The organism is Salinicola sp. 4072 (genome assembly GCF_036663415.1).
GTDB lineage: Bacteria > Pseudomonadota > Gammaproteobacteria > Pseudomonadales > Halomonadaceae > Salinicola > Salinicola salarius_A.
This window is the reverse complement of record NZ_JAXOVV010000008.1, coordinates 16,017-36,009: the sequence shown is the minus strand read 5'-3', so window position 1 is coordinate 36,009 and position 19,993 is coordinate 16,017. Positions and strand designations below refer to the sequence as shown.

Annotated in this window: 18 protein-coding genes; 4 read left to right on the top strand and 14 right to left on the bottom strand. The window is 63.6% G+C overall.

Features of this window, described 5'->3' with window-relative positions:
- The first annotated feature begins 1 nt into the window (after position 1).
- Positions 2–901, top strand: coding sequence for a LysR family transcriptional regulator (locus R3F72_RS07700; RefSeq protein ID WP_332779352.1), 900 nt, complete (start codon positions 2–4; stop codon positions 899–901).
- Between the two features lie 55 nt (positions 902–956).
- Positions 957–2,216: a hypothetical protein gene (locus tag R3F72_RS07695; RefSeq protein WP_332779351.1), complete on the top strand. Its 1,260-nt coding sequence runs from the start codon at positions 957–959 to the stop codon at positions 2,214–2,216.
- Between the two features lie 230 nt (positions 2,217–2,446).
- Here R3F72_RS07695 and aroC read toward each other — a convergent pair whose 3' ends face one another.
- Both aroC and prmB read right to left on the bottom strand, forming a co-directional pair.
- A complete protein-coding gene (gene aroC / locus R3F72_RS07690) occupies positions 2,447–3,538 on the bottom strand; it encodes a chorismate synthase (protein ID WP_332779350.1) in 1,092 nt (363 codons plus the stop codon).
- A 35-nt stretch (positions 3,539–3,573) separates the two neighbouring features.
- On the bottom strand, positions 3,574–4,530 hold the full coding sequence (prmB, locus tag R3F72_RS07685; protein ID WP_332779349.1) for a 50S ribosomal protein L3 N(5)-glutamine methyltransferase: 957 nt from the start codon (positions 4,528–4,530) through the stop codon (positions 3,574–3,576).
- A gap of 156 nt (positions 4,531–4,686) precedes the next feature.
- Between prmB and R3F72_RS07680 the strand changes: the two genes are divergently transcribed.
- On the top strand, positions 4,687–5,256 hold the full coding sequence (locus R3F72_RS07680) for a Smr/MutS family protein (protein WP_303855448.1): 570 nt from the start codon (positions 4,687–4,689) through the stop codon (positions 5,254–5,256).
- 9 nt (positions 5,257–5,265) lie between these two features.
- Here the strand turns inward: R3F72_RS07680 and R3F72_RS07675 are convergent, their stop codons facing one another.
- From R3F72_RS07675 to R3F72_RS07665, 3 genes are read right to left on the bottom strand one after another with little or no spacing between them, the layout of a single operon-like run.
- Complete coding sequence (locus tag R3F72_RS07675) at positions 5,266–6,342, bottom strand: patatin-like phospholipase family protein (RefSeq protein WP_332779348.1); 1,077 nt, start codon at positions 6,340–6,342, stop codon at positions 5,266–5,268.
- Positions 6,339–7,220 carry an alpha/beta fold hydrolase gene (locus R3F72_RS07670; RefSeq protein ID WP_332779347.1) on the bottom strand — a complete coding sequence of 294 codons (882 nt, stop codon included), beginning with the start codon at positions 7,218–7,220 and terminating at the stop codon, positions 6,339–6,341. Before R3F72_RS07670 ends, R3F72_RS07675 begins: the two co-directional genes overlap by 4 nt.
- On the bottom strand, positions 7,217–8,023 hold the full coding sequence (locus tag R3F72_RS07665; protein WP_332779346.1) for an alpha/beta fold hydrolase: 807 nt from the start codon (positions 8,021–8,023) through the stop codon (positions 7,217–7,219). The genes R3F72_RS07670 and R3F72_RS07665 overlap by 4 nt, the downstream gene beginning before the upstream one ends.
- A 332-nt stretch (positions 8,024–8,355) precedes the next feature.
- Here R3F72_RS07665 and R3F72_RS07660 point away from each other — a divergent pair, with 332 nt between their 5' ends.
- Complete coding sequence (locus R3F72_RS07660; protein WP_332779345.1) at positions 8,356–9,303, top strand: AEC family transporter; 948 nt, start codon at positions 8,356–8,358, stop codon at positions 9,301–9,303.
- Positions 9,304–9,443: 140 nt separating this feature from the next.
- Here R3F72_RS07660 and R3F72_RS07655 read toward each other — a convergent pair whose 3' ends face one another.
- From R3F72_RS07655 to R3F72_RS07615, 9 genes are all read right to left on the bottom strand, one after another.
- Positions 9,444–11,021, bottom strand: a complete 1,578-nt coding sequence (locus tag R3F72_RS07655) for an aldehyde dehydrogenase (NADP(+)) (RefSeq protein ID WP_332779344.1) — start codon at positions 11,019–11,021, stop codon at positions 9,444–9,446.
- A gap of 171 nt (positions 11,022–11,192) precedes the next feature.
- Positions 11,193–11,936 (bottom strand): FadR/GntR family transcriptional regulator, encoded by a 744-nt coding sequence (locus R3F72_RS07650; protein WP_087718954.1) that lies wholly within the window; start codon positions 11,934–11,936, stop codon positions 11,193–11,195.
- Between the two features lie 120 nt (positions 11,937–12,056).
- Entirely contained in the window at positions 12,057–12,866 is an 810-nt protein-coding gene (locus tag R3F72_RS07645) for an NAD-dependent epimerase/dehydratase family protein (protein WP_332779343.1), read from the bottom strand.
- Positions 12,867–12,957: 91 nt separating this feature from the next.
- A complete protein-coding gene (locus R3F72_RS07640) occupies positions 12,958–14,244 on the bottom strand; it encodes a TRAP transporter large permease (RefSeq protein ID WP_332779342.1) in 1,287 nt (428 codons plus the stop codon).
- Between the two features lie 4 nt (positions 14,245–14,248).
- On the bottom strand, positions 14,249–14,770 hold the full coding sequence (locus R3F72_RS07635; protein ID WP_087718951.1) for a TRAP transporter small permease: 522 nt from the start codon (positions 14,768–14,770) through the stop codon (positions 14,249–14,251).
- Between the two features lie 73 nt (positions 14,771–14,843).
- Entirely contained in the window at positions 14,844–15,845 is a 1,002-nt protein-coding gene (locus tag R3F72_RS07630; protein WP_087719032.1) for a TRAP transporter substrate-binding protein, read from the bottom strand.
- A 306-nt stretch (positions 15,846–16,151) separates the two neighbouring features.
- Entirely contained in the window at positions 16,152–17,480 is a 1,329-nt protein-coding gene (locus tag R3F72_RS07625) for an enolase C-terminal domain-like protein (RefSeq protein ID WP_332779341.1), read from the bottom strand.
- 189 nt (positions 17,481–17,669) lie between these two features.
- Positions 17,670–18,800 (bottom strand): L-talarate/galactarate dehydratase, encoded by a 1,131-nt coding sequence (locus R3F72_RS07620; RefSeq protein WP_087718949.1) that lies wholly within the window; start codon positions 18,798–18,800, stop codon positions 17,670–17,672.
- Positions 18,801–18,999: 199 nt separating this feature from the next.
- Positions 19,000–19,968 carry a LacI family DNA-binding transcriptional regulator gene (locus R3F72_RS07615; RefSeq protein ID WP_218776994.1) on the bottom strand — a complete coding sequence of 323 codons (969 nt, stop codon included), beginning with the start codon at positions 19,966–19,968 and terminating at the stop codon, positions 19,000–19,002.
- Between the last annotated feature and the right edge of the window lie 25 nt (positions 19,969–19,993).

Here is a 19,993-nt window from a genome sequence, read left to right as displayed (position 1 = left end):
CATGGACACCCAGAGCCTGCAAGCCTTCATCGCGGTCGCCGACACGACGTCGTTTTCGCTCGCCGGCGAGCAACTGCACCTCACCCAGCCGGCCATCAGCAAGCGCATCGCCACGCTGGAACATCAGACCGGCGCCAAGCTCTTCGACCGCATCAATCGCCGCGTCAGCCTGACCGAGGCCGGCCGGCTGCTGCTGCCCCGCGCCCGCCAGATCCTGCAGCTGGTAGAGGATAGCCGGCGCACACTGAGCAACCTGAGCGGCAGCGTCGAAGGCAGCCTGACGCTCGCCACCAGCCACCACGTCGGCCTGCACCGGCTTCCTCCGGTACTCAAGGCGTTCACCCAGCGCTACCCGGACGTCGATCTGGATCTGCGCTTTCTCGATTCCGAACAGGCCTACCATGGCGTCGTTGCCGGCGAGATCGAACTGGCCGTGGTGACGCTATCGCCCCGGCCCAATCCGCAGGTGGAATCGGTGCCGGTGTGGATCGACCGATTGCGCTTCGTCGCCGCGCCCGACCATTCTCTGGCGGCACGCGGCGAGCTGGCGCTGTCGACGCTGGTGGACTATCCGGCGGTGCTGCCGGGGCCGCTCACGTTCACTCGCGATATCGTGGTGGGATCGTTCAGTCGCGCGGGATTGAACATCGATGTGGCACTTTCCACCAATTACCTGGAGACACTGAAGATGATGGCGGGTATCGGGCTGGGCTGGAGCGTGCTGCCGGAAAGCATGGTCGACGACGACATCGCGGTACTGCCGGTGGCGCACCCGCCGATCGAGCGCCGGCTGGGCTATCTGGTGCACAAGCAGCGCACGCTCTCCAACGCCGGGCGCGCGATGATCGCGGAACTCGACGCGCTCAGGGCCGCCGAAGTCCCACGAAGCGACTACGCTTAGTCACACCCGCCCAGGGCACAATCAACCGCGGACTCGGATCAAGGAGCAGTCACCCATGGAGCAGGAAGACCGGGGCAGCCCCCGGAAATCGGCACGACAGCAGGACACTCCCTCAAGCACCCTGCGTCTGGGCCTGGTCCCGGCGCCGGAACTGCCGGAGCGGACCGCCAATCTCATCGCCGACGAGCTTCCCGAACTGCTCGCACGCCATACCGACGATCGTCACCAGTGGCGGGTCGACTGCCTCACCGATCCGCTGATCGGCGCCGACGACTCGACCGCTGACGTCATCGAGCAGGGCGAAAACATCAAGCGCGCCAACGGCTGGGATTACGCGGTCTGCATCACCGACCTGCCGCTCCTGCGTGGCGATCGCATGGCGCTCGCGGAAGCCAGCGAAAACCTGGGCGTCGCGATCATCTCCCTGCCGGCATTGGGCATCTCGCCCCTGAGGCAGCGCCTGCGCGAGGCGATCCTGCACCTGGTCAACGAGATGCATCACGGCAGCGACCGCCACGACCGTGAACGCCAGCAGCAGCATATGGAGGACGGACGCGAGGCCCGCGAGCAGAGCGGTCTCCGTAACAGCAACGCCCGCGAGCTGATGGGTTCGCGGCTCTTCGAGCGCCTGGTGCCGATAAAACGTGTCACACCAGCCGATGACAGCGAGAAGAACGTCGACGTCCGTTTCGTCAGTGCCACCAAGTGGCCGGGCTACGCCAAGCTGCTGGGCGGCATGGTCAGAGCGAACCGCCCCTGGACGATCCTGCCCGCGTTCCGGCGGATCGTTGCGGTCGCCTTCGCCACCGGGGCTTACGGGCTGATCTTCCCGACGCTGTGGAAACTCAGCGCTGCCTATGAACTCTATCGCTTCGTCGCCCTGATGATCGCCGCGATCGTCGCCATGATCGTCTGGTTGATCCTCGATCACGGCTTATGGGAACCACAGCACTATACCCACAACGCCCGGTTGACCCGATTCTACAATCTGACCACGGTCATGACGCTACTGGCGGGCGTGGCGTGCTATTACGTCATCCTCTTCGCACTGTTTCTGGTGGCGGTCGTGTTGTTCGTTCCCGCCAGCCTGCTGGAGTCAACGGTCGGCCGATCGGTCGGCTGGCTCGCCTTTCCGGCGCTGGCCTGGCTGGCGACATCGGTGGCGACCGTGGCCGGCGCACTCGGGTCGAGCCTGGAGAGCGACGAGACGATCCGCGGCGCCACCTATGGCTACCGCCAGCAGTTGCGCCAGCGCAAGGTCAAGGAGCGCCAACAGCGAGACAGGCAGCAGGAGGATAGGGATTCATCGATGTGACGATTTTGTCGTACCAATAGCTCCGAGGAACCCTCTTGAAAAATTTTGAACACGGAGGAACTCGGCGAGCGATGGTCAGGCAAGGCGCAACGACCGTAGGGAGTAACGGCCGAAGGCTGGCCCGAAGGGTGAGCGTAGCGAATCAAAATCGACGAGGCAGCGTAGTTTACTGGTGTCAATGAGCATGCCGAGTCGATTTATAACGCTGCATGGCCGAGCGCAGCCAGTTCTCAGACAAGTCCGAGGCGCGGCGTGTCGACGCGAACGTCGCCGTTCTGGGCACGATGGCGCAGCAGGTGATCCATCAGCGTCAGCGCCATCATCGCCTCGGCGATCGGCGTGGCGCGGATACCGACACAGGGATCGTGACGCCCCTTGGTGACGACCTCCACCGGCTCGCCGTGAATGTCGATCGAACGCCCCGGCTGGGTGATGCTGGAGGTCGGCTTGAGCGCCAGATGCGCGACGATGGGCTGGCCGCTGGAGATGCCGCCGAGCACACCGCCAGCGTGATTGGACAGGAACCCTGCCGGCGTCATTTCATCGCGATGCTCGGTGCCACGCTGGGTCACCACATCAAAACCGTCGCCGATCTCGACGCCCTTCACCGCGTTGATGCTCATCAGCCCGTGGGCCAGATCGGCATCCAGACGATCGAAGACCGGCTCGCCCAGCCCCACCGGCACGCCTTCGGCGACGACCGTGATCCTGGCGCCCACCGAGTCCTGGTCGCGGCGCAGCTGATCCATGTAGGCCTCGAGTTCCGGCAGCTTGTCCGGATCCGGGCAGAAGAACGGGTTGTCGTCGACGCCCTCCCATCCCTTGAAGCCGATCGCGATGGGGCCGAGCTGGCTCATGTAGCCACGCACCCGGATACCCTGCCGTGCGAGCCATGATTTGGCGATGGCGCCGGCGGCAACGCGCATGGCGGTCTCCCGCGCACTGGAGCGGCCACCGCCGCGATAGTCGCGAATGCCGTACTTGTGATGATAGGTGTAATCGGCGTGGGCCGGACGGAACTGCTCGGCGATCTTGGAATAGTCCTTGGAGCGCTGGTCGGTATTCTCGATCATCAGTCCGATCGGCGTGCCCGTGGTGCGGCCTTCGAACACCCCGGAGAGGATCCGGACCTGATCCGGCTCGCGGCGCTGGGTGGTATGGCGCGACGAGCCCGGCCGGCGGCGGTCCAGGTCGCGCTGCAGATCCGCCTCGCTGAGTTCGAGCCCCGGCGGGCAGCCGTCGACGATGGCACCCAGCGCGGGGCCGTGACTCTCACCGAAGGTGGTGACGGTGAACAGTTTGCCGAAGGTGTTGCCGGACATGCGCGATCCTCAGGAAAGGGAAGAAAGATTCAGGTTCAGGCCGGATGAGACGCGGCGAAGTGATCCGCGTAGGTATCGAGATCCTCGGCGCTCAGCGCAAAGACCCCTTCCCCGCCGCGTTCGAACTCCAGCCACAGGAACGGCACTTCCGGGAAAGCCGCCTCCAGATGACGCTGGGAGTTGCCCACTTCGACGATCAGCATGCCGCCGTCGTTCAGGTAGGCGCGGGCTTCGCGCAGGATGCGTCGGACGATGTCGAGGCCATCGCGACCAGCGCCCAGCGCCAGATCGGGCTCGTGACGATACTCCGCCGGCATGGCCGCCAGATCGCGAGTGTCGACATAGGGCGGATTGCTGACGATCAGATCGTAATGCTGCCCCGCGACGCCTTCGAACAGGTCGGACGCCACCGCGCGAACGCGCAGCCCGACATCATGACGCACGATATTCGCCTTGGCGACCTCGAGCGCTTCCACGCTGATATCGACCAGATCCACCTCGCAGGTGGGCAGGTAGAGCGCCGTGGCAATGCCGATACAGCCGGAGCCGGTGCACAGGTCGAGCACGTGCGCCGGCGGCAGGTCATCGAACCAGGCCGAGAAGCCCTGCTCGATCAGCTCGGCGATGGGCGAACGGGGAATCAGCACCCGCTCGTCGACCTCGAACGGGAAGCCGGCGAAAAACGCCTCGCCGAGCAGGTAGGGCAACGGCCGACGCGACTCGATGCGGCTTCTCACCAGCGCGACGACCCGGCGCCGCTCGATGCCCAGCAGACGCGCGTCGAGCACGGCCGGGTCGATGTCCCACGGCAGATGCAGCGCGCCCAGCACCAAGGCAACCGCTTCGTCCCAGGCGCTGTCGGTGCCATGGCCGAAATGCAGCCGATGGGCATGGAATTCGGTGGTGGCCCAGCGCAGGCAGTCCCGCACGCTGAACAGGTCTTCGACGATGGCATCGTCCGCTAGCGTCAGGGTCGACTGCGGTGGCGACATGGAAGGAACTCGCATCTGGCTGGAAAACGGACGACGATTGTACGCGCAAGGCTCGCGCGTTCACAGCCGGCCATGTCATGACGCGCGGAATCGGTTACCCTTCCGCCCGCTGAATCACTCAAGCCAAAGACAGCGGTCAGCAAAGGCACAATGGCAATGACCCACTCCTCGAGCGACGACGACGATCACAACGCCTTCCGCCAAGCACTGGAAGCGGCCGGCGTTCAGCGGCTCAGACTCAACCGCGCGGCCACGGGTCGCCCGCGACGCGACGCGCTCAACGCCGACGCGCGGCGTGAAGCCGCCGAACAGGCGTCGCCAGTCGTGCAATCCCGGTTATCGGATGGCGGCGTCGAGGCGGTCACGCCGCATCAGCGCCTGGAGTTCTCGATTCCGGATTTGCCACCGCGAACCTTTGCCCAGCTCAAGCGCGGTCACATCGCCTGGGAAGGCGGGCTCGACCTTCATGGCTACACCCTCGACGAAGCCCGTGTCGAGCTCGAATCGTTCATCGACGACGCCATCGCCAGCCGGGTTCGCTGCGTGCTGGTGGTACATGGCAAGGCACGCGGTTATCGCGGTAGCGGCGCGGATTACCCGGTGATCAAGAGCCACGTCAACACCTGGCTCAAGAACTGGTCGCGGGTGCTGGCCTTCTGCTCGGCGAGCGAGATCGATGGCGGCACCGGCGCCCTCTACGTGCTGCTGCGCACACGCGGCGACTGACGAGCGGCGTCAACCGTGGCGCTTGGGCGAGGATAGCGGCAGCGGTAGACGCCCCTGCGGGTCGGCGCTGCTGGCCGGGTGGCGGTGGCCATCGGCCGGTTCGGCGGCGACAGACGTCCGGTCCCGCTGGCGCTCGTGGCGATCCAAGGCCTGGGAGGCAAGATAGCGCCCCAGCTCGATCAGCGCCTCGGCGCGATGGAACTCGTAAGCGCCGCACACACTCTTGGGCACCTCGATCAGAATGTCGGGCGGATAACCGGCGATCTTGTACTTGGCCAGCGCGGCCTGGGTGATATCGAACGAGGCCAGCATCATGTCGAGCTTGCTCCAGGCGCGCTCGGTCTGGCTCGACCAACTGGTGTTTTCCGAGGCTTCCTCTTCGTCGCTGAACGACGAGACCATCCCTTGCACCCGCGTGCGCACGTTCTTCAGCCAGCCGCTGAAGCTCTGGCCTTCGGCTTCGCGTTCGATTTCACGGGCATGTTCCTGGGCCGCCTGGTCGGCGGGCAGCAGATCTTCCAGTGTCACGGGCGTCGGCGTCTGGGCGGTAGCATTGACCGCCAGCACGATGTCCGCGTTGACGGAAACCGTGGGAATGATCGGCAGCGGATTCAGCAGCCCTCCATCGACCAGCACATGGCCGTTGTCCTGGACCGGGGTGATGATGCCGGGTACCGCGATCGAGGCGCGGATCGCGCGCAGCAGCGGGCCACTCTGGAACCACACTTCCCGCTGGCGGCTCAGATCCGTTGCCACCGCCGTGAACGGCATCGGCAGGTCCTCGATACGGATATCCCCGACCAGCGCTTCCAGCTTGGTCATCACCCTGCCGGCACGCATGGCCCCCATGGCGCTCCAGGTGATGTCGACCAGGCGCAACACGTCGAAATAGTCGAGCTGGCAGACCCAGTCACGGTAGCCGTCGAGCTTGCCGGCGGCGTAGATGCCGCCGATCAAGGCACCCATGGAGCAGCCGGAGATCGACGCGATCTCGTAGCCTCGCGCCTCGAGCTCCTCGATCACGCCGATGTGGGCATAGCCCCGTGCGCCGCCGCTCCCCAGTACCAACGAGACACGAGGTTTCATGACATGGACTCCACGACCGTCGATTGATACCAGCGTACGATTTCCGAGGCGACCTGCGCCACTCTGATGCCCTCCAGATGCAGATGATGTCCGCCAGAGACGAGGCGCCGCTCGAACCTGCCGATCCGGCGACAGGCCTCGCCAAGGTGCGGCCGCTGCGTCAACACGCCGGCAGTGGCCTGCACCAGTAGCACCGGGGCGCGAATGGCAGCCACCGTCGCCAGCATCTGGTCCGGCGTCCAGCGCAGCAGCGACGGATGGACCAGACGCCGGTCGGTCCGCCAGTAGTAGCGCCCGTCCTCCTGCCGGCCGAGATTACGCTCGACGATGGGCCGCGCGGTATCGGCATCGATCCGGGTGACGCCACCATGAACCCTCGCCGCGACCGCCTCGTCGACGCTCGCATAGCTGCCGGCAGCGCTGCGCGAACGCCGCCGCGCCCGCAACGCCGCCTGCAGCTGCGTCACCGTCTCGCCGGGTTCGCTGGTGGTCGAGGCGAGCCCGTCGATCAACACCAGTCCGTCGACCCGCTCCGGCGCGGCGGCAGCGATCAGACTGGCAACGCCGGCGCCCATCGAGTGGCCGACGAATGTCGTCGAGCTCAGCTCCAGGGCGTCCACGGCTTCGAGCACGTCCGGCATGTAACCCCACAACGGGTACTCGGCCCGCACGCCACGATGCGGTGAATGGCCGTGCCCCGGCAGGTCCAGCGCCACCAGGCGAATCCCCAGCGCAGTGGCCAGCGCCGGCGCCAGGCGGGAAAACGTCGCGGCGTTATCGAGCCAGCCGTGCAGGGCGACCCAGGTGGGCGCGGCATCGTCGCCCCAGCTCAACGCGGCCAGACGCCCTTCACCCAGAATCATTTCTCGTGCCTTCAAGAACCTTCTCCCAGCATGTCGTCGATGGCCTCCAGAATCTCCTGACGGGTCGCTTGCGGATGCTCGAACGGAAACATGTGACCACCGGGCACACAGCGCAACCGAATGCCCAGCCGCGAGAGCGTGCGTCGCCGCTCGGGCGTCAGCAGATCGGAGTCTTCACCGGCGATCACGGTCAGCGGCACCTCGATCTTGCGTAGCACCGAGGTGAGATGATCCGGCAGGTGGCGAAACACGGCGGCCTCGGTACGCGGTGCATAGCGCAGCTTCGCCGCGCCGCTATCGTCGACGATGGTCGTCGCCCCGGTGACGTAATCCTCCATCGCGGTTTCGGTAAAGCCCTGGAACAACGAACGGCGACGCAGCGAAGCGGCCATCGCTTCCCGGCTGGGCCAGACCTCGCGACGGCGCAGCGTCTTGCCGGCCGGCGTCACCCGGTCGACGAAGCCGGCGAGCTTGGCGAACTTCAACATCCAGGCGTCCCGCCCGAGCAGCAGCGGCGGATCCAGAGCCACCACGGCGCGAAAGCGATCCGGCGACTTGGAGGCAGCCATGATCGAAAGCACGCCGCCCATGGAGTGCCCCACGGCGACGATCGGCGTCGACAACGACTCGGTGGCCGACAGGTACTCTTCGCGCAATGCCAGCCAGTTCCGCCCTACCGGGAACTGGGGATCATGCGCCAGGCGGTCCAGCGGATGCAGTTCGAAATGCGTCGCCAACGGCGACAACAGCGTCCGGTAACTGGCACCGGTAAACCCGTTGGCGTGGGCAAAGACCAGTGGATAACGCAGCATCGACATCTGAATTCCCTTAGACTATCGGCTAATCGGCTATAAATGCATGGCTTCAAATTCACGACCCGGTCGAACGTCCCCAACGCCCATGCCTCACGATATCGTCGCTCGACATTCGGGTGGCATCGGCCATGATCGCCGCTGACAGGATTCGACGGTCACGATCATGAAACGGGCTCGCGTCCCGGCGGCATTCGACCCTTTTACCCAGCAAGGATTGTACTGTGTCTCGCAAAGGATCCCACCGCGATACCCGTCTGCGTAACCGCTTGTTTTGGGCGCTGCTGATCGCGGCGCTCGTGGTCGGCTTCTGGTTAGTCCGCGGCGGAGAGTGAATCATGGGGCTGTTGGCCGCTTTTACCCATACGCTGGAAATCACGCTGCCGGTCTTTCTGATGGTCTTCCTGGGGCTTGGTCTCAAGCGGCTCGGCTGGATCGATTCCCACTTCATCACCACAGCATCGATGCTGGTGTTCAAGGTCACCATGCCGGCGCTGCTGTTTCTGAGCATCATCAAGGCGGACCTGAGTCGCGCCCTGCAGCCGGAGCTGATCGGCTATTTCATCGGCTACACCATCATCAGCTTCTTTCTCGCCTGGGCCTGGGCGATCTGGCGGCACCCCCGCGTGGAAAGAGGCATCTTCACCCAGGGAGCATTCCGCGCCAACAACGGCATCGTCGGGCTCGCCCTGGCGGCCGGCCAGTACGGCGACTACGGCCTTTCCGTAGGCGGGGTGCTGGCCGGCGCGGTCATTGTCATCTACAACATCTTCTCGGTCTTCATCCTGTCGCTCTACAGCGACGAGGTCGCCACGGACTTCCGCAGCCTGATCAAGAATATGGCCAAGAATCCGCTCATCCTGAGCGTCGTCTTCGCGATCCCGGTGGCACTATCGGATATCGAACTCCCCGGCTGGGTCATGACCTCGGGCGGCTATCTTGCCGGCATGTCGCTGCCGTTGGGATTGATCTGCATCGGCGGCACGCTTTCCGTCAGCGCGTTCAAGCGCAGCAGCACCATCGCCCTCGACGCCAGCCTGTGGAAGCTGGTGTGGGTTCCCCTGCTCGGGGTGCTGGGCGCCCTCGCCGTGGGGATTCACGGCCCGGCACTGGGGATCATCTTCCTCTACCTGGGTTGCCCGGGGGCAGCGGCCAGTTTCGTCATGGCCAAGGCGTTCAAGAGCAACGACAAGCTGGCTGCCAATATCATCGTCATCACGACCTTCGCGTCGATGTTCACCCTCAGCCTGGGGCTGTTCCTGCTGAAATGGCTGGGGCTGGTATAGCCCGAACGCTGCCGGATGCCGGATGCCGGACGAAAGATGCCGGACGAAAAAAGGGCCGCTCTATCGAGCGGCCCTTCTCATTACCCTATCTTATCAGCCTGTCATCGTCATGCCGTTGATTGGCACACAAGCTGACGAGATCAGCGTTCGCGTTCGCCGTCGACGAGGCGACGCAGCTTCAGCGGATTGCTCTCGCGCACGGCTTCCGGCAGCAGCGTATCCGGCAGGTCCTGGTAACAGACCGGACGCAGGAAGCGGAAGATCGCTGCGGTGCCCACGGACGTGGTGCGCGAGTCGGAAGTCGCCGGAAACGGGCCGCCGTGAACCATGGCATCGCACACTTCCACCCCGGTCGGCCAGCCGTTGGCCATGATACGGCCCGCCTTGCGTTCGAGCGTCGGCAGCAGTGCCTTGGCGGCCTCGTAATCGGCGTCATCCATCTGCAGCGTTGCCGTCAACTGGCCTTCTAGGCTCTCGGCGACACGCTTGACTTCCGCCGCGTCGCGGCAGGCCACGATCAGCGAAGAGGCGCCGAAGACTTCCGCCTGCAGCGAGGCATCGGCGATCACGTCCTCGCCGGCAGCCACGAACAGGCCGCTCTGGCACTGGTTGGCGCCTTCGCCCTCCAGTCCCCGCGCCACCTCGCGAACCTTGCCGTTCGCCGCCAGCGCGCTTACACCCTGGCCGTAGGCTTGGTGAATACCCGGCGTCAGCATCGTTTGGGCCGTGCTGGCCTTGAGCGTTTCGCTGGCGGACTCGATGAACGCGTCGAGATCCGGCCCCTCGATCGCGATCACCAGACCCGGGTTGGTGCAGAACTGCCCGGCCCCCATGTTGAGCGAGCCCACGAACGCCTCGCCCAGCGCCTTGGCGCGTGCACTCAGCGCGGCCGGCAACAGGAACACGGGGTTGATGCTGCTCATTTCCGCATAGAACGGGATCGGTTCCGGACGACGCTGGGCAATCTCCAGCAGTGCCAGACCACCCTTACGCGACCCGGTGAAGCCCGCTGCCTTGATCCGCGGGTCGGCGACCAGCGCCTGCCCTACCTCGAAGCTGGAATCGTGCAGCATCGAGAATACGCCCTCGGGCAGACCGCACTTCCTGACGGCGGCCTGCACGGCGCGACCGACCAGCTCGCAGGTGCCGGGATGCGCCGGGTGCCCCTTGACAATCACCGGACAACCCGCGGCCAATGCCGACGCGGTATCGCCACCAGCGACGGAGAACGCCAGCGGGAAATTGCTGGCACCGAACACGGCCACCGGCCCCAAGGCGATGTGGCGCTGACGCAGATCGACCCGCGGCATCGGCTGGCGATCCGGCAAGGCCGGGTCGATGCGAACGTCGAGCCACTCGCCGGCGCGCACGGTCTTGGCGAACAGGCGCAGCTGCCCGCAGGTGCGTCCGCGCTCGCCCTGGATGCGCCCCTGAGGCAGCCCGGACTCGGCCACGGCCCGCTCGATCAGGTCGTCACCGATCGCCTCGATCTCGTCGGCGATCGTCTCGAGAAATCTGGCTCGTTCTTCGAGTGAGGTTTCGCGATAGGTATCGAATGCCGACCAGGCGAGTTCGCACGCTCGCGCCACGTCTTCGGAAGTGCCGCCGAAAAACTCGGTCGGCAAGCGCTCGCCCGTCGCCACATTGATCGCGACGATCGGATCGCGGGTCCCCTTGACGGTTTGCTGTCCGATCAATAGTTCGCCAGTCAGATTCACATTGCCTCCTAGAGAAAGCTGGGATGTTAGAGAAAGCTGGGATGTCGAAAACGCTCGAATGCCGGGACGCCAATGCCAACAGAAAGACACCGCCGCCCCGTGGGACGGCAGTGCAATCGAACGATATCTCGAATCGATCGGCCCGCCTTTATCGCCCGGGCCGGCAAGAGATCAAGCTTCGGAGCGATCCTGATACGCGGCGTAGTTGTCGTACGCCCGTTGAAGATGGCGGTGCATGGCGTCCCGTGCGGCTTCCGTCTGCCCTGAGACGATCGCCTGCAGGATCTCGGCGTGCTCACGAGCCACCCTTTCAAGATAGTAAGATATGGCTTCGGGGTCGAGCTCGACGGACAGAAGTTTGGTCCGGGGGATAGCGCCTTCGTTGAGTTGATCGTACAGCGAGACGAAGAACGGGTTGTGCGTGGCTTCGACGATCGCCCGGTGGAAGACATAGTCCTCGTGGCGAGCCTGACTACCCGTCTCGCAGGCCGCCAGGAACCGTTCGTGAGCGCTCTGCATCGCCGCGACATCCTCCGGCGTGCGCCGTTCGGCCGCCAGCGCCGCCGCCTGGGCATCCAGCGTCATGCGCATTTCCAGCACGTGCAGAATGTCTTCCACCGTGGTGGCGTTGATGCGTCTTGCCGGAAACTGGTGATCCGGCGCAGAGCGCAGAACGCGCGTGCCAATACCCCGACGCGTCTCGACCAGGCCCATCGACTTGAGGTGAGCGATCGCCTCGCGCACCGCCGTCCGACTGACACCGAACATGTCGCACAGCTGGCTCTCGGTCGGCAGTTTTTCCCCCACCTCGATATGCCCCTGAGTGATCAGGGCTTCCAGCTGTCGGGCGATCTGGCGCGATAGACTCTCCTGAGAAGAGATGCGCTTTATCTCCCAAGCCTTGGTCTGCTCCATCGTGCTGCCTACCTTATCGATTTTCCTGTCCGACGCCGGCGTCCGCGATCACTCGGGGCGGTCGGTGCTGTATGACGTTCGAGGTGAATAGCATACCAGCTCGACCGGCCCCGGCCCGGATCACGTTTCGTCGTCGGGGTGACCCAGCGTCACGAACTTGCCGCCCTGATAGACCACCGCCGGGTCCGTCGGGTCCTGAGGCGCTTTGGCCGCCTCGGCCTCGACCTCGGCCCGCCATGGTGCCGAGCTCTCCTGCGGCGCCCAACCGAGGAACTGCGCATGGCGATTGTCCCACCACTGCTCGGCATTGCCTGAAGCGCCATAGACCACGGTATACCCCAGCTTGGGCGCGACGAACGCCCGCTCCAGCAGCGCCACGAAATCCTCGACACCCAGCCAGGTGGCCAACATGCGCGTGTCCTTGGGCTTGGGGAAGCAGGAGCCAATGCGCACGCTCAGCGTCTCGATCGCGAACTTGTCGAAATAGAGGCTCGCCAGGTCCTCGCCAAAGCATTTGGAAACTCCGTAGAGCGAATCCGGCCGACGCGGGACCTGGCTATCGATCCGCGTCGAGCGCTCGTAGAAACCGATGGTATGGTTCGAGCTGGCAAAGACGATGCGCGGCTTGCCCTGCTTCCGGGCCGCCTCGTAGAGATTATAGGTCCCGATGATATTGGCCTGCAGGATCCCTTCCCACGGCTTCTCTACCGAAATGCCGCCCAGGTGGACGATACCATCACAATCGCTGACGAGCCTTGCCACCGCTGCCGCGTCGGCCAGATCGCAAGCGACGATCTCCTCGTGCTCCTCAGCGTTGTCGATTGCCTCGATGTCCGACAGACGCACGTGCCGGGCCAGCTTCGCCAGATGCGGACGGATGGCTTTGCCAACGCCACCGGCGGCGCCGGTCACCAGTAATCGATTCAGCATGTTGATCTCTCCTGTTGGTTTGGACGGCCAGTTGTCCGGTAGCCGCCCTAGGGATGTCGAATAGTTCGAAGACCGAGCTTGTGCTGTCGCGTCACTGCAGCAGGTTGGGCAACGTCAAGGAGACCGCCGGCACGTAGGTCACCAGCATCAGCACCACGAACAGCGCCAGATAGAAAGGCCAGATGGTCTTGACGGTCTGCTCGATCTTGATCCCGCCGATTGCACTACCGACGAACAGACACCCGCCGACTGGCGGCGTACACAAGCCGATGCCCAGGTTCATCATCATCAGGATGCCGAACTGGATGGGGTCCATGCCGAACTGCTGTGCCACCGGCAGGAAAATCGGCGTGCAGATCAAGATCAGCGGCGCCATGTCCATGATCATGCCGAGCGCCAGCAACAGCAGGTTGAGCATCAGCAACACGACGATGGGGTTGTCGGAGAGCGATGTCAGCGTATTGGCGAGCATTTCCGGCACGTTGTAGAGCGCCAGCAGGTAGGAAAACGCCGAGGCGCAACCGACCAGGATCATCACCAGCGCCGTCGTCTTGACGGCCTGGTAGACCGCCTTCTTGAACGACTCCCAGCGGAGTTCACGGTAGACGAGCCCGGTGATCACGATGGCATAGATCGCGCCGAACGCGCCGGACTCGGTCACCGTAAGGATGCCGGACAACACGCCGCCGACGATGATCACCGCCGTCAGCAGGCCCGGCAGCGACGCGACGAAGCTGATCAGCAGCGCGTACCAGCCCGGGAAGGGTTCACCGCCGTAGCCGCGCTTGACCGCCACCACATAGGCCGCCACCGCCAGCGCCAGCGCCAGGCACATGAGAATACCGGGCACGATACCGGCCACGAACAGCTGGGTGACCGAGATCCCGCCACCGGCCGCCACCGCGTAGAGAATCATGTTGTGGCTGGGCGGAATCACCACGCCGGCAATCGAGGAGGTCACCGTCACGTTGACCGCATAGTCGGTGTCGTAGCCCTTTTCCTTCATCACCGGAATCAGAATGGAGCCCAGCGCCGAGGTATCGGCGACGGCAGAGCCGGAGATGCCGCCGAACAGCATGGACGAGCTTACGTTGACCATCCCTAGGCCACCGCGGACGCGGCCGACCGCAGCCGAGGCAAACCGCACCAGGCGGCTCGAGATGCCGCCGTGCAGCATCAGCTCACCCGCAAAGATGAAAAACGGAATCGCCAGCAGCGAAAACACCGAAATGCCCGAGACGATTCGCTGGAACCCCACGAACAGCGGCAGCCCCTCGTAGAGAAACGTCACGATCGAGGCCAGCCCCACCGCGAACGCGATCGGCGCCCCCACGATCAGCCCGAGGAAAAAGACGCCGAAAAGAATCGCAAGCCCCATAGTGTCAGCTCCCTGCCCGGCCGGTACGCGTGATGCGTTGAATGAGATTGGCGCAGGTGAAAATCACCAGGAGCACGCCACAAGCTACCAGAGGCGCGGCTCGCCAACTTTCGGAGAGTCCGATCATCGGGATCGGGCGGCCGGCGTTGTTCATCATCATCAACCAGCCCTGCCATGCCATGAATCCACCGAAGAGCAGCACGAATCCGTCGGAAATGGCGTGCATGATCACCCGCGGAATTCGCGGCGCGCCTTCACGCAGAAAGTCGATGCTCAGGTGGGAATTGAAACGTACACCGGCACCCGCACCGAGGCAGGTGATATAGACCACGATCAACAGCGAGGACTGCTCGATCCAGGTCGGGGTATCATTGAGCACGTAGCGGCCGAAAACCAGCCAGCCGAACGAGAAAATCAGGAACACCAGCAGCACGCCAGCAACGATCAGGCATAAACGCGCCAAACCGTCCAGCACCCTGTCTGACACCGTGTCAGGATTGGTGGCCGAATCCGGGACGTTATCCACGATGGGTTTCCCTAGTTGATATCGAAGACGAAAGACGAGCCCCTGTCAGCAGAGGCTCGTCACCATTGGCGGCTTATTGGGTATTGCGGATATCATCAATCAGTGATTCGAGGTCAGGATTTTCCTTGATGAAGGCCTGATAAATCGGCTCCATCCGCTTCTGGAACTCGGCCTTGTCCTTGACCTGGTTGACCTTCACGCCTGCAGCCTCGACTTCTTCACGGCTCTTCTTCGCGCCTTCGGCCCACAGCTCACGCTGTTCCTTCGCCGCATTCTCGGCAGCCGTGCGAACGATCGACTTGTCCTCGTCGGAGAGCTCGTTCCAGCTGGACTCGGCGATGCACAGACATTCGGGAATGATCAGGTGGCCGGTTTCGGAGAAGTACTTGGCGACCTCGTAATGGTTGCTGGAGTCGAACGACGGGTAGTTGTTCTCGGCCCCATCGATGACGCCGGTCTTCAACGACTGGAACACTTCGCCGTAGGACATCGGCGTCGCATTACCGCCGAGGGCGTCGACCATCTGCACGTAAAGGTCGTTATTCATGACGCGAAGCTTGAGCCCCTTCACATCGTCCGGCTCTTCGATCGGGTGATCGGTGTTATAGAAACTGCGTGCCCCGGAGCCGAACCAGGACAGAGCGATCAGATCCTTTTCCGCAAGAGCATCAGCGAAGCGCTGGCCGATTTCCCCATCCATGACGCGGTACATTTGATCGACGCTATCGAACAGAAACGGCAACGACAGCACGTTGGTTTCGGGTACGATCGGGCCCATAGGCCCCATGTTGAAGTTACCGAAATCCAGGGCACCGCTACGGGCCTGGTCGATGGCATCAGGCTGATCGCCCAGCACCGCATTGTTGTATACGCGAGGGTTGATTCTTCCTTCCGTCTTCTCGGAAACCTCGTCGGCAAAAGACTTCAACGCGACCGAGTTCGGGTAGCCGTCCGGATGAACGTTCCACCCTCTCCAGTTTTCCGCGTGAGCAGGAAAGGCCGCGACAGATAGCGCGCCAGCGACGGCGACCGCGGGTAGCGAAGCGGAAAGATTGCCCCAAAAACGTCTTGCCATCATATGACTCCCTCGCTCGACTCAAAGCGAATTGTGATTGTCGAAACGCAGAATGCCATACATCATACTTGACGTAATATTAGACTTTGGAATTGGCAGATAATGGCGAACCATCAGCGAGATATAATGTTAGTTATTTCTGTAAACTATTGAAAAAAAGACAGTTTCATATTAGTGGATCCAACCGGTACGATAGCTGCCTTCGGGAATCGGTTGGCTCTGATCGTCATCGAACGTAAAAAGGCAGCATCCGAAGATGCTGCCTTGATCTATCGATATCGAGCCGCGAGGGTGACTGACGGGAAGTCAGCGCACCAGCGCTGGCCGCTTGGGATCGAACGACCAGCCATCGATCAGATACTGCATTGCCATCGCATCGTTGCGGCTACGCACGTCGAGCGACTTGTAGAGGGCATGGGCCTTTTCGACCTGAGCCATGTCGAGCTTGACCCCGAGCCCCGGCGTCTTCGGCACAGTCAGCTTGCCTCCGCGGATCGCGAAAGGCTCCTCGGTCAGGCGCTGGCCGTCCTGCCAGATCCAGTGTGTATCGATGGCCGTGATATTGCCCGGGCACGCTGCCGCCACGTGGGTCATCATCGCCAGCGAGACATCGAAGTGGTTGTTGGAGTGCGAGCCCCAGGTCATTCCCCACTCGTCACACAGCTCACCGACCATCACCGCGCCCTGCATGGTCCAGAAATGACAGTCCGCCAGCGGAATGTCGACGGCATTGAGCGCCACCGCGTACTGCAGCTGCTTGAAGTCGGTCGCGATCATGTTGGTGGCGGTGGGCAAGCCGGTGCGCTTCTTGAACTCGGCCATCACCTCGCGTCCGGACCAGCTCTCTTCCTGCCCGCAGGGATCTTCGGCATAGCTGAGGATGTGCTTGATCGGATCGAGAATCCGAACCGCCTCGTCGAGCTTCCAGGCCCCGTTGGGATCCAGCGTCAGCCGGGCTTCGGGGAAGGCGCCGTGCAGTGCACGGATGCAGTCGGCCTCCTCTTCGCCCCGCAGCACGCCACCCTTGAGCTTGAAGTCCTTGAAACCGTAACGCTCATAGGCCGCCTTGGCCAGATTGGCCACCGCATCCGGCGTCAGCGCCTCCCGACAGCGGACCTCGTCCCACGCATCGACCGGATTCTCGGGCTTGGGATACGGCAAATCGGTCTTGTCCGGGTCGCCCAGCAGGAACAGGTAGCCCAGCGCTTCGACTTCATCGCGCTGGCGGCCGAATCGCCCCAGCAGGTCCGCCACCGGCTGACCCAACGCCTGGCCGTAGAGATCGAACAGCGCCGATTCGATGGCGGTCAGCACGTGCACCGCCACGCGCAGATCGAACGTCTGGCGCCCCCGTTCCTCCCGCCCGTTGCTCGCCAGCAGCAGGCGCGAGCGGTTGAGCGTCTGCTTGACCTCGTTGACCGCCGCTCCCTCGACCAGCGGACGACACTGTTCCAGCCCCTTGAGAATCCCCTCGCTGGACGGGATCTCGCCGACGCCCTGGTTGCCGGCATCGTCCTCGAGAATCAATAGACAACGAATGAACCACGGCGCGTGGCCGCCACTCAGGTTGAGCAGAAAACTGTCGTACCCGGCGACCGGCACCACCGTCATCTTGCTGACTTTGGGGAAATTCATATTGCACTCCTCGTACAACAAACTGTCGGGAATTACCCGGCCGATTCCGTAAAAAAGTTGCCGAGCGACGGTCATACCGGGGCGCGTAGCTAAGGCAAAAATTGACGCGAAAGACGGAGTTTACGTGGGTGTAAATGAGTACTTTCGCGTCGATTTTTAACGCCGTATGACCGAGCGCAGGCACTTTTTTCAGCCGCGCTTGCCGAATTCGGCGCTGTTGACCGTCCACTTCCGCGCCTGCTCGGTCAGGGTGATCCCCAGGCCCGGGCGATCCGGCACCAGCATGCGGCCGTCCCGGGTTTCCAGGCGCTCGTTGAACAGCGGCTCCAGCCAGTCGAAGTGCTCGACCCAGGGCTCGGCGGGATAGGCGGCGGCCAGATGAAGGTGAATCTCCATCGCGAAGTGAGGCGCCAGTTGCAGGCCGGCAGCGTCCGCCAGCGTCGCCAGTTTCAGGAACTGGGTGATCCCGCCGATCCGCGGAGCATCCGGCTGGATGATGTCGGCGCTGCGATGCTTGATCAGCTCCATGTGCTCGCCCACACTGGCCAGCATCTCGCCAGTGGCGATCGGCGTGTCGAGAGCACTGGCCAGCGCCGCGTGACCTTCCACGTCGTAGGCGTCCAGCGGCTCCTCGATCCAGACCAGATTGTACTGCTCCATGGCCCGGCCGAAGCGCAGGGCCGTGGCGCGATCCCACTGCTGGTTGGCGTCGATCATCAACGGCACGTCGTCACCGAGATGCTTGCGCACGGCCTCGACGCGCTGAAGGTCGATCCGCATGTCGGGCTGTCCCACCTTGATCTTGACGCCCTTGATGCCGTTCTCGAGAGATCGCGTCGCGTTCTCCTTGACCTCTTCGATTGGCGTATGCAGAAAGCCACCGGAGGTGTTGTAGCACTGCACGGAGTCGCGATGCGCCCCCAGCAGCTTGGCCAGCGGCAGCCCGGCGCGCTTGGCCTTGAGATCCCACAGCCCGACATCGACCGAGGCAATCGCCTGCGTCGAAAGACCGCTGCGCCCTACCGATGCCCCGGCCCACACCAGCTTCTGCCACAGTTTGCCGGTGTCGTTGGGATCTTCGCCCAGAATGGCCGGCGCGATCTCCTGGGCATGGGCGAACTGGCCATATCCCCCGGCACGCTTGGAGTAGCTGAAGCCGATCCCCTGATGGCCATCACGCGTTTCGATCTCGGTGAACAAAAACGACACTTCGGTCATCGGCTTCTGGCGGCCGGTCAGTACCTTCGCGTCGCTGATGGGTGTCGCCAGCGGCAACAGGACATGGGAAAAACGGATCCAGCTAATGGCATCGTTGGACATCGGACTACCTCATGGATGTGGCTGAGAGACTCTCCTCCCGATCTGCTCGGCGCCGATATGATTGCGCTATCATCGAAAATGCCGAGCCGCTAACGGACGGGATGTTAGCGCAATCAATTTGTATGACAAAGAGGCCACCCTGCGATTACGACCAAAGGATGACGACTCGCGACGGCACCGTGCCGCATGCCGAAGCGGCTCAGGTGGTATCCCGATCGACGATCTCGAAGCCGACATCCAGAACCTGCCCGGCCCGCTCGAACGTCGGCTGTGCCATGCGCTGCAACAGATGCTCGGCCGCCCGCAGGCCGATGGCAGCGCCGTCGATACGTACGGTACTCAACGCCGGGAAGCTGGCGGCAGCATAACTGCTGTCGCCAAATCCCATGATCGCCAGTTGCCCCGGCACCGTCAGCCCGCGACTCTGCGCCTCCGACAATACCCCCAGCGCGAGGATATCCGAGCTGCAGACGATGGCATCCAGCGCATGGCGATCGAGCAGTTCGGCGCTCTTCTCCCGCCCCCAGGGCATGCTCGAAGGCGTACCGACTTCCCGCAGCTGGTACTCCCCAATGCCGGCGCTCTCGAGCCCCGACACGAAACCGGCGACCCGCAGCTTCGCGCGAGAATCGTCGGCACTGATGATGCCGAAGCGCCGATAACCCCGTGACAGCAGATGCTCGGCCACGGCGCGCCCCACCGCTTCATGGGAGAAGCCGACCAGCATGTCCAGCGGATCATCGGTCATGTCCCAGATCTCGACCAGCGGCACCTCGGCCGCCTTGAGCCGCTGGCGGGTCAGCGCCGAATGGCGACAGCCGGTGAGTACGATCCCGTCGGGACGGCGGCTCAACACGGTCTCGAGAATCGTCTCCTCCTGCTCCGGCGTATAACCGACCAGACCCAGCAGCACCTGATAGCCCTGGGAAGAGAGCGCCCCCATCACCGTCTGCACGACTTCAGCGAACAGCGAGTGCGCCACGGTCGGCACCAGTAGCGCCACTAGCCGGCTCCGACTCGACGCCAGCGCGCCGGCGACCCGATTGGGCACGTAACCGGTTTCGAGCACCGCTCGCTGAACACGTAGTCGCGTGCTTTCGCTCACCAGCTCGGGGCGGTTGAGCGCTCGCGACACTGTCATCGGCGCCACGCCTGCAACGCGAGCCACATCGGTCAGCCGTGCGCTGCCGGTC

Bases quoted from the DNA above. Each gene is read 5' to 3' on its own strand.
- R3F72_RS07640 (WP_332779342.1), bottom strand. From the start codon at position 14,244: ATGGGGCTTGCGATTCTTTTCGGCGTCTTTTTCCTCGGGCTGATCGTG.
- R3F72_RS07665 (WP_332779346.1), bottom strand. From the start codon at position 8,023: ATGTCGATGCTGCGTTATCCACTGGTCTTTGCCCACGCCAACGGGTTT.
- R3F72_RS07675 (WP_332779348.1), bottom strand. From the start codon at position 6,342: ATGAAACCTCGTGTCTCGTTGGTACTGGGGAGCGGCGGCGCACGGGGC.
- R3F72_RS07650 (WP_087718954.1), bottom strand. From the start codon at position 11,936: ATGGAGCAGACCAAGGCTTGGGAGATAAAGCGCATCTCTTCTCAGGAG.
- aroC (WP_332779350.1), bottom strand. From the start codon at position 3,538: ATGTCCGGCAACACCTTCGGCAAACTGTTCACCGTCACCACCTTCGGT.
- R3F72_RS07620 (WP_087718949.1), bottom strand. From the start codon at position 18,800: ATGTCCAACGATGCCATTAGCTGGATCCGTTTTTCCCATGTCCTGTTG.
- R3F72_RS07700 (WP_332779352.1), top strand. From the start codon at position 2: ATGGACACCCAGAGCCTGCAAGCCTTCATCGCGGTCGCCGACACGACG.
- R3F72_RS07625 (WP_332779341.1), bottom strand. From the start codon at position 17,480: ATGAATTTCCCCAAAGTCAGCAAGATGACGGTGGTGCCGGTCGCCGGG.
- R3F72_RS07630 (WP_087719032.1), bottom strand. From the start codon at position 15,845: ATGGCAAGACGTTTTTGGGGCAATCTTTCCGCTTCGCTACCCGCGGTC.
- R3F72_RS07680 (WP_303855448.1), top strand. From the start codon at position 4,687: ATGACCCACTCCTCGAGCGACGACGACGATCACAACGCCTTCCGCCAA.
- R3F72_RS07695 (WP_332779351.1), top strand. From the start codon at position 957: ATGGAGCAGGAAGACCGGGGCAGCCCCCGGAAATCGGCACGACAGCAG.
- prmB (WP_332779349.1), bottom strand. From the start codon at position 4,530: ATGTCGCCACCGCAGTCGACCCTGACGCTAGCGGACGATGCCATCGTC.
- R3F72_RS07660 (WP_332779345.1), top strand. From the start codon at position 8,356: ATGGGGCTGTTGGCCGCTTTTACCCATACGCTGGAAATCACGCTGCCG.
- R3F72_RS07645 (WP_332779343.1), bottom strand. From the start codon at position 12,866: ATGCTGAATCGATTACTGGTGACCGGCGCCGCCGGTGGCGTTGGCAAA.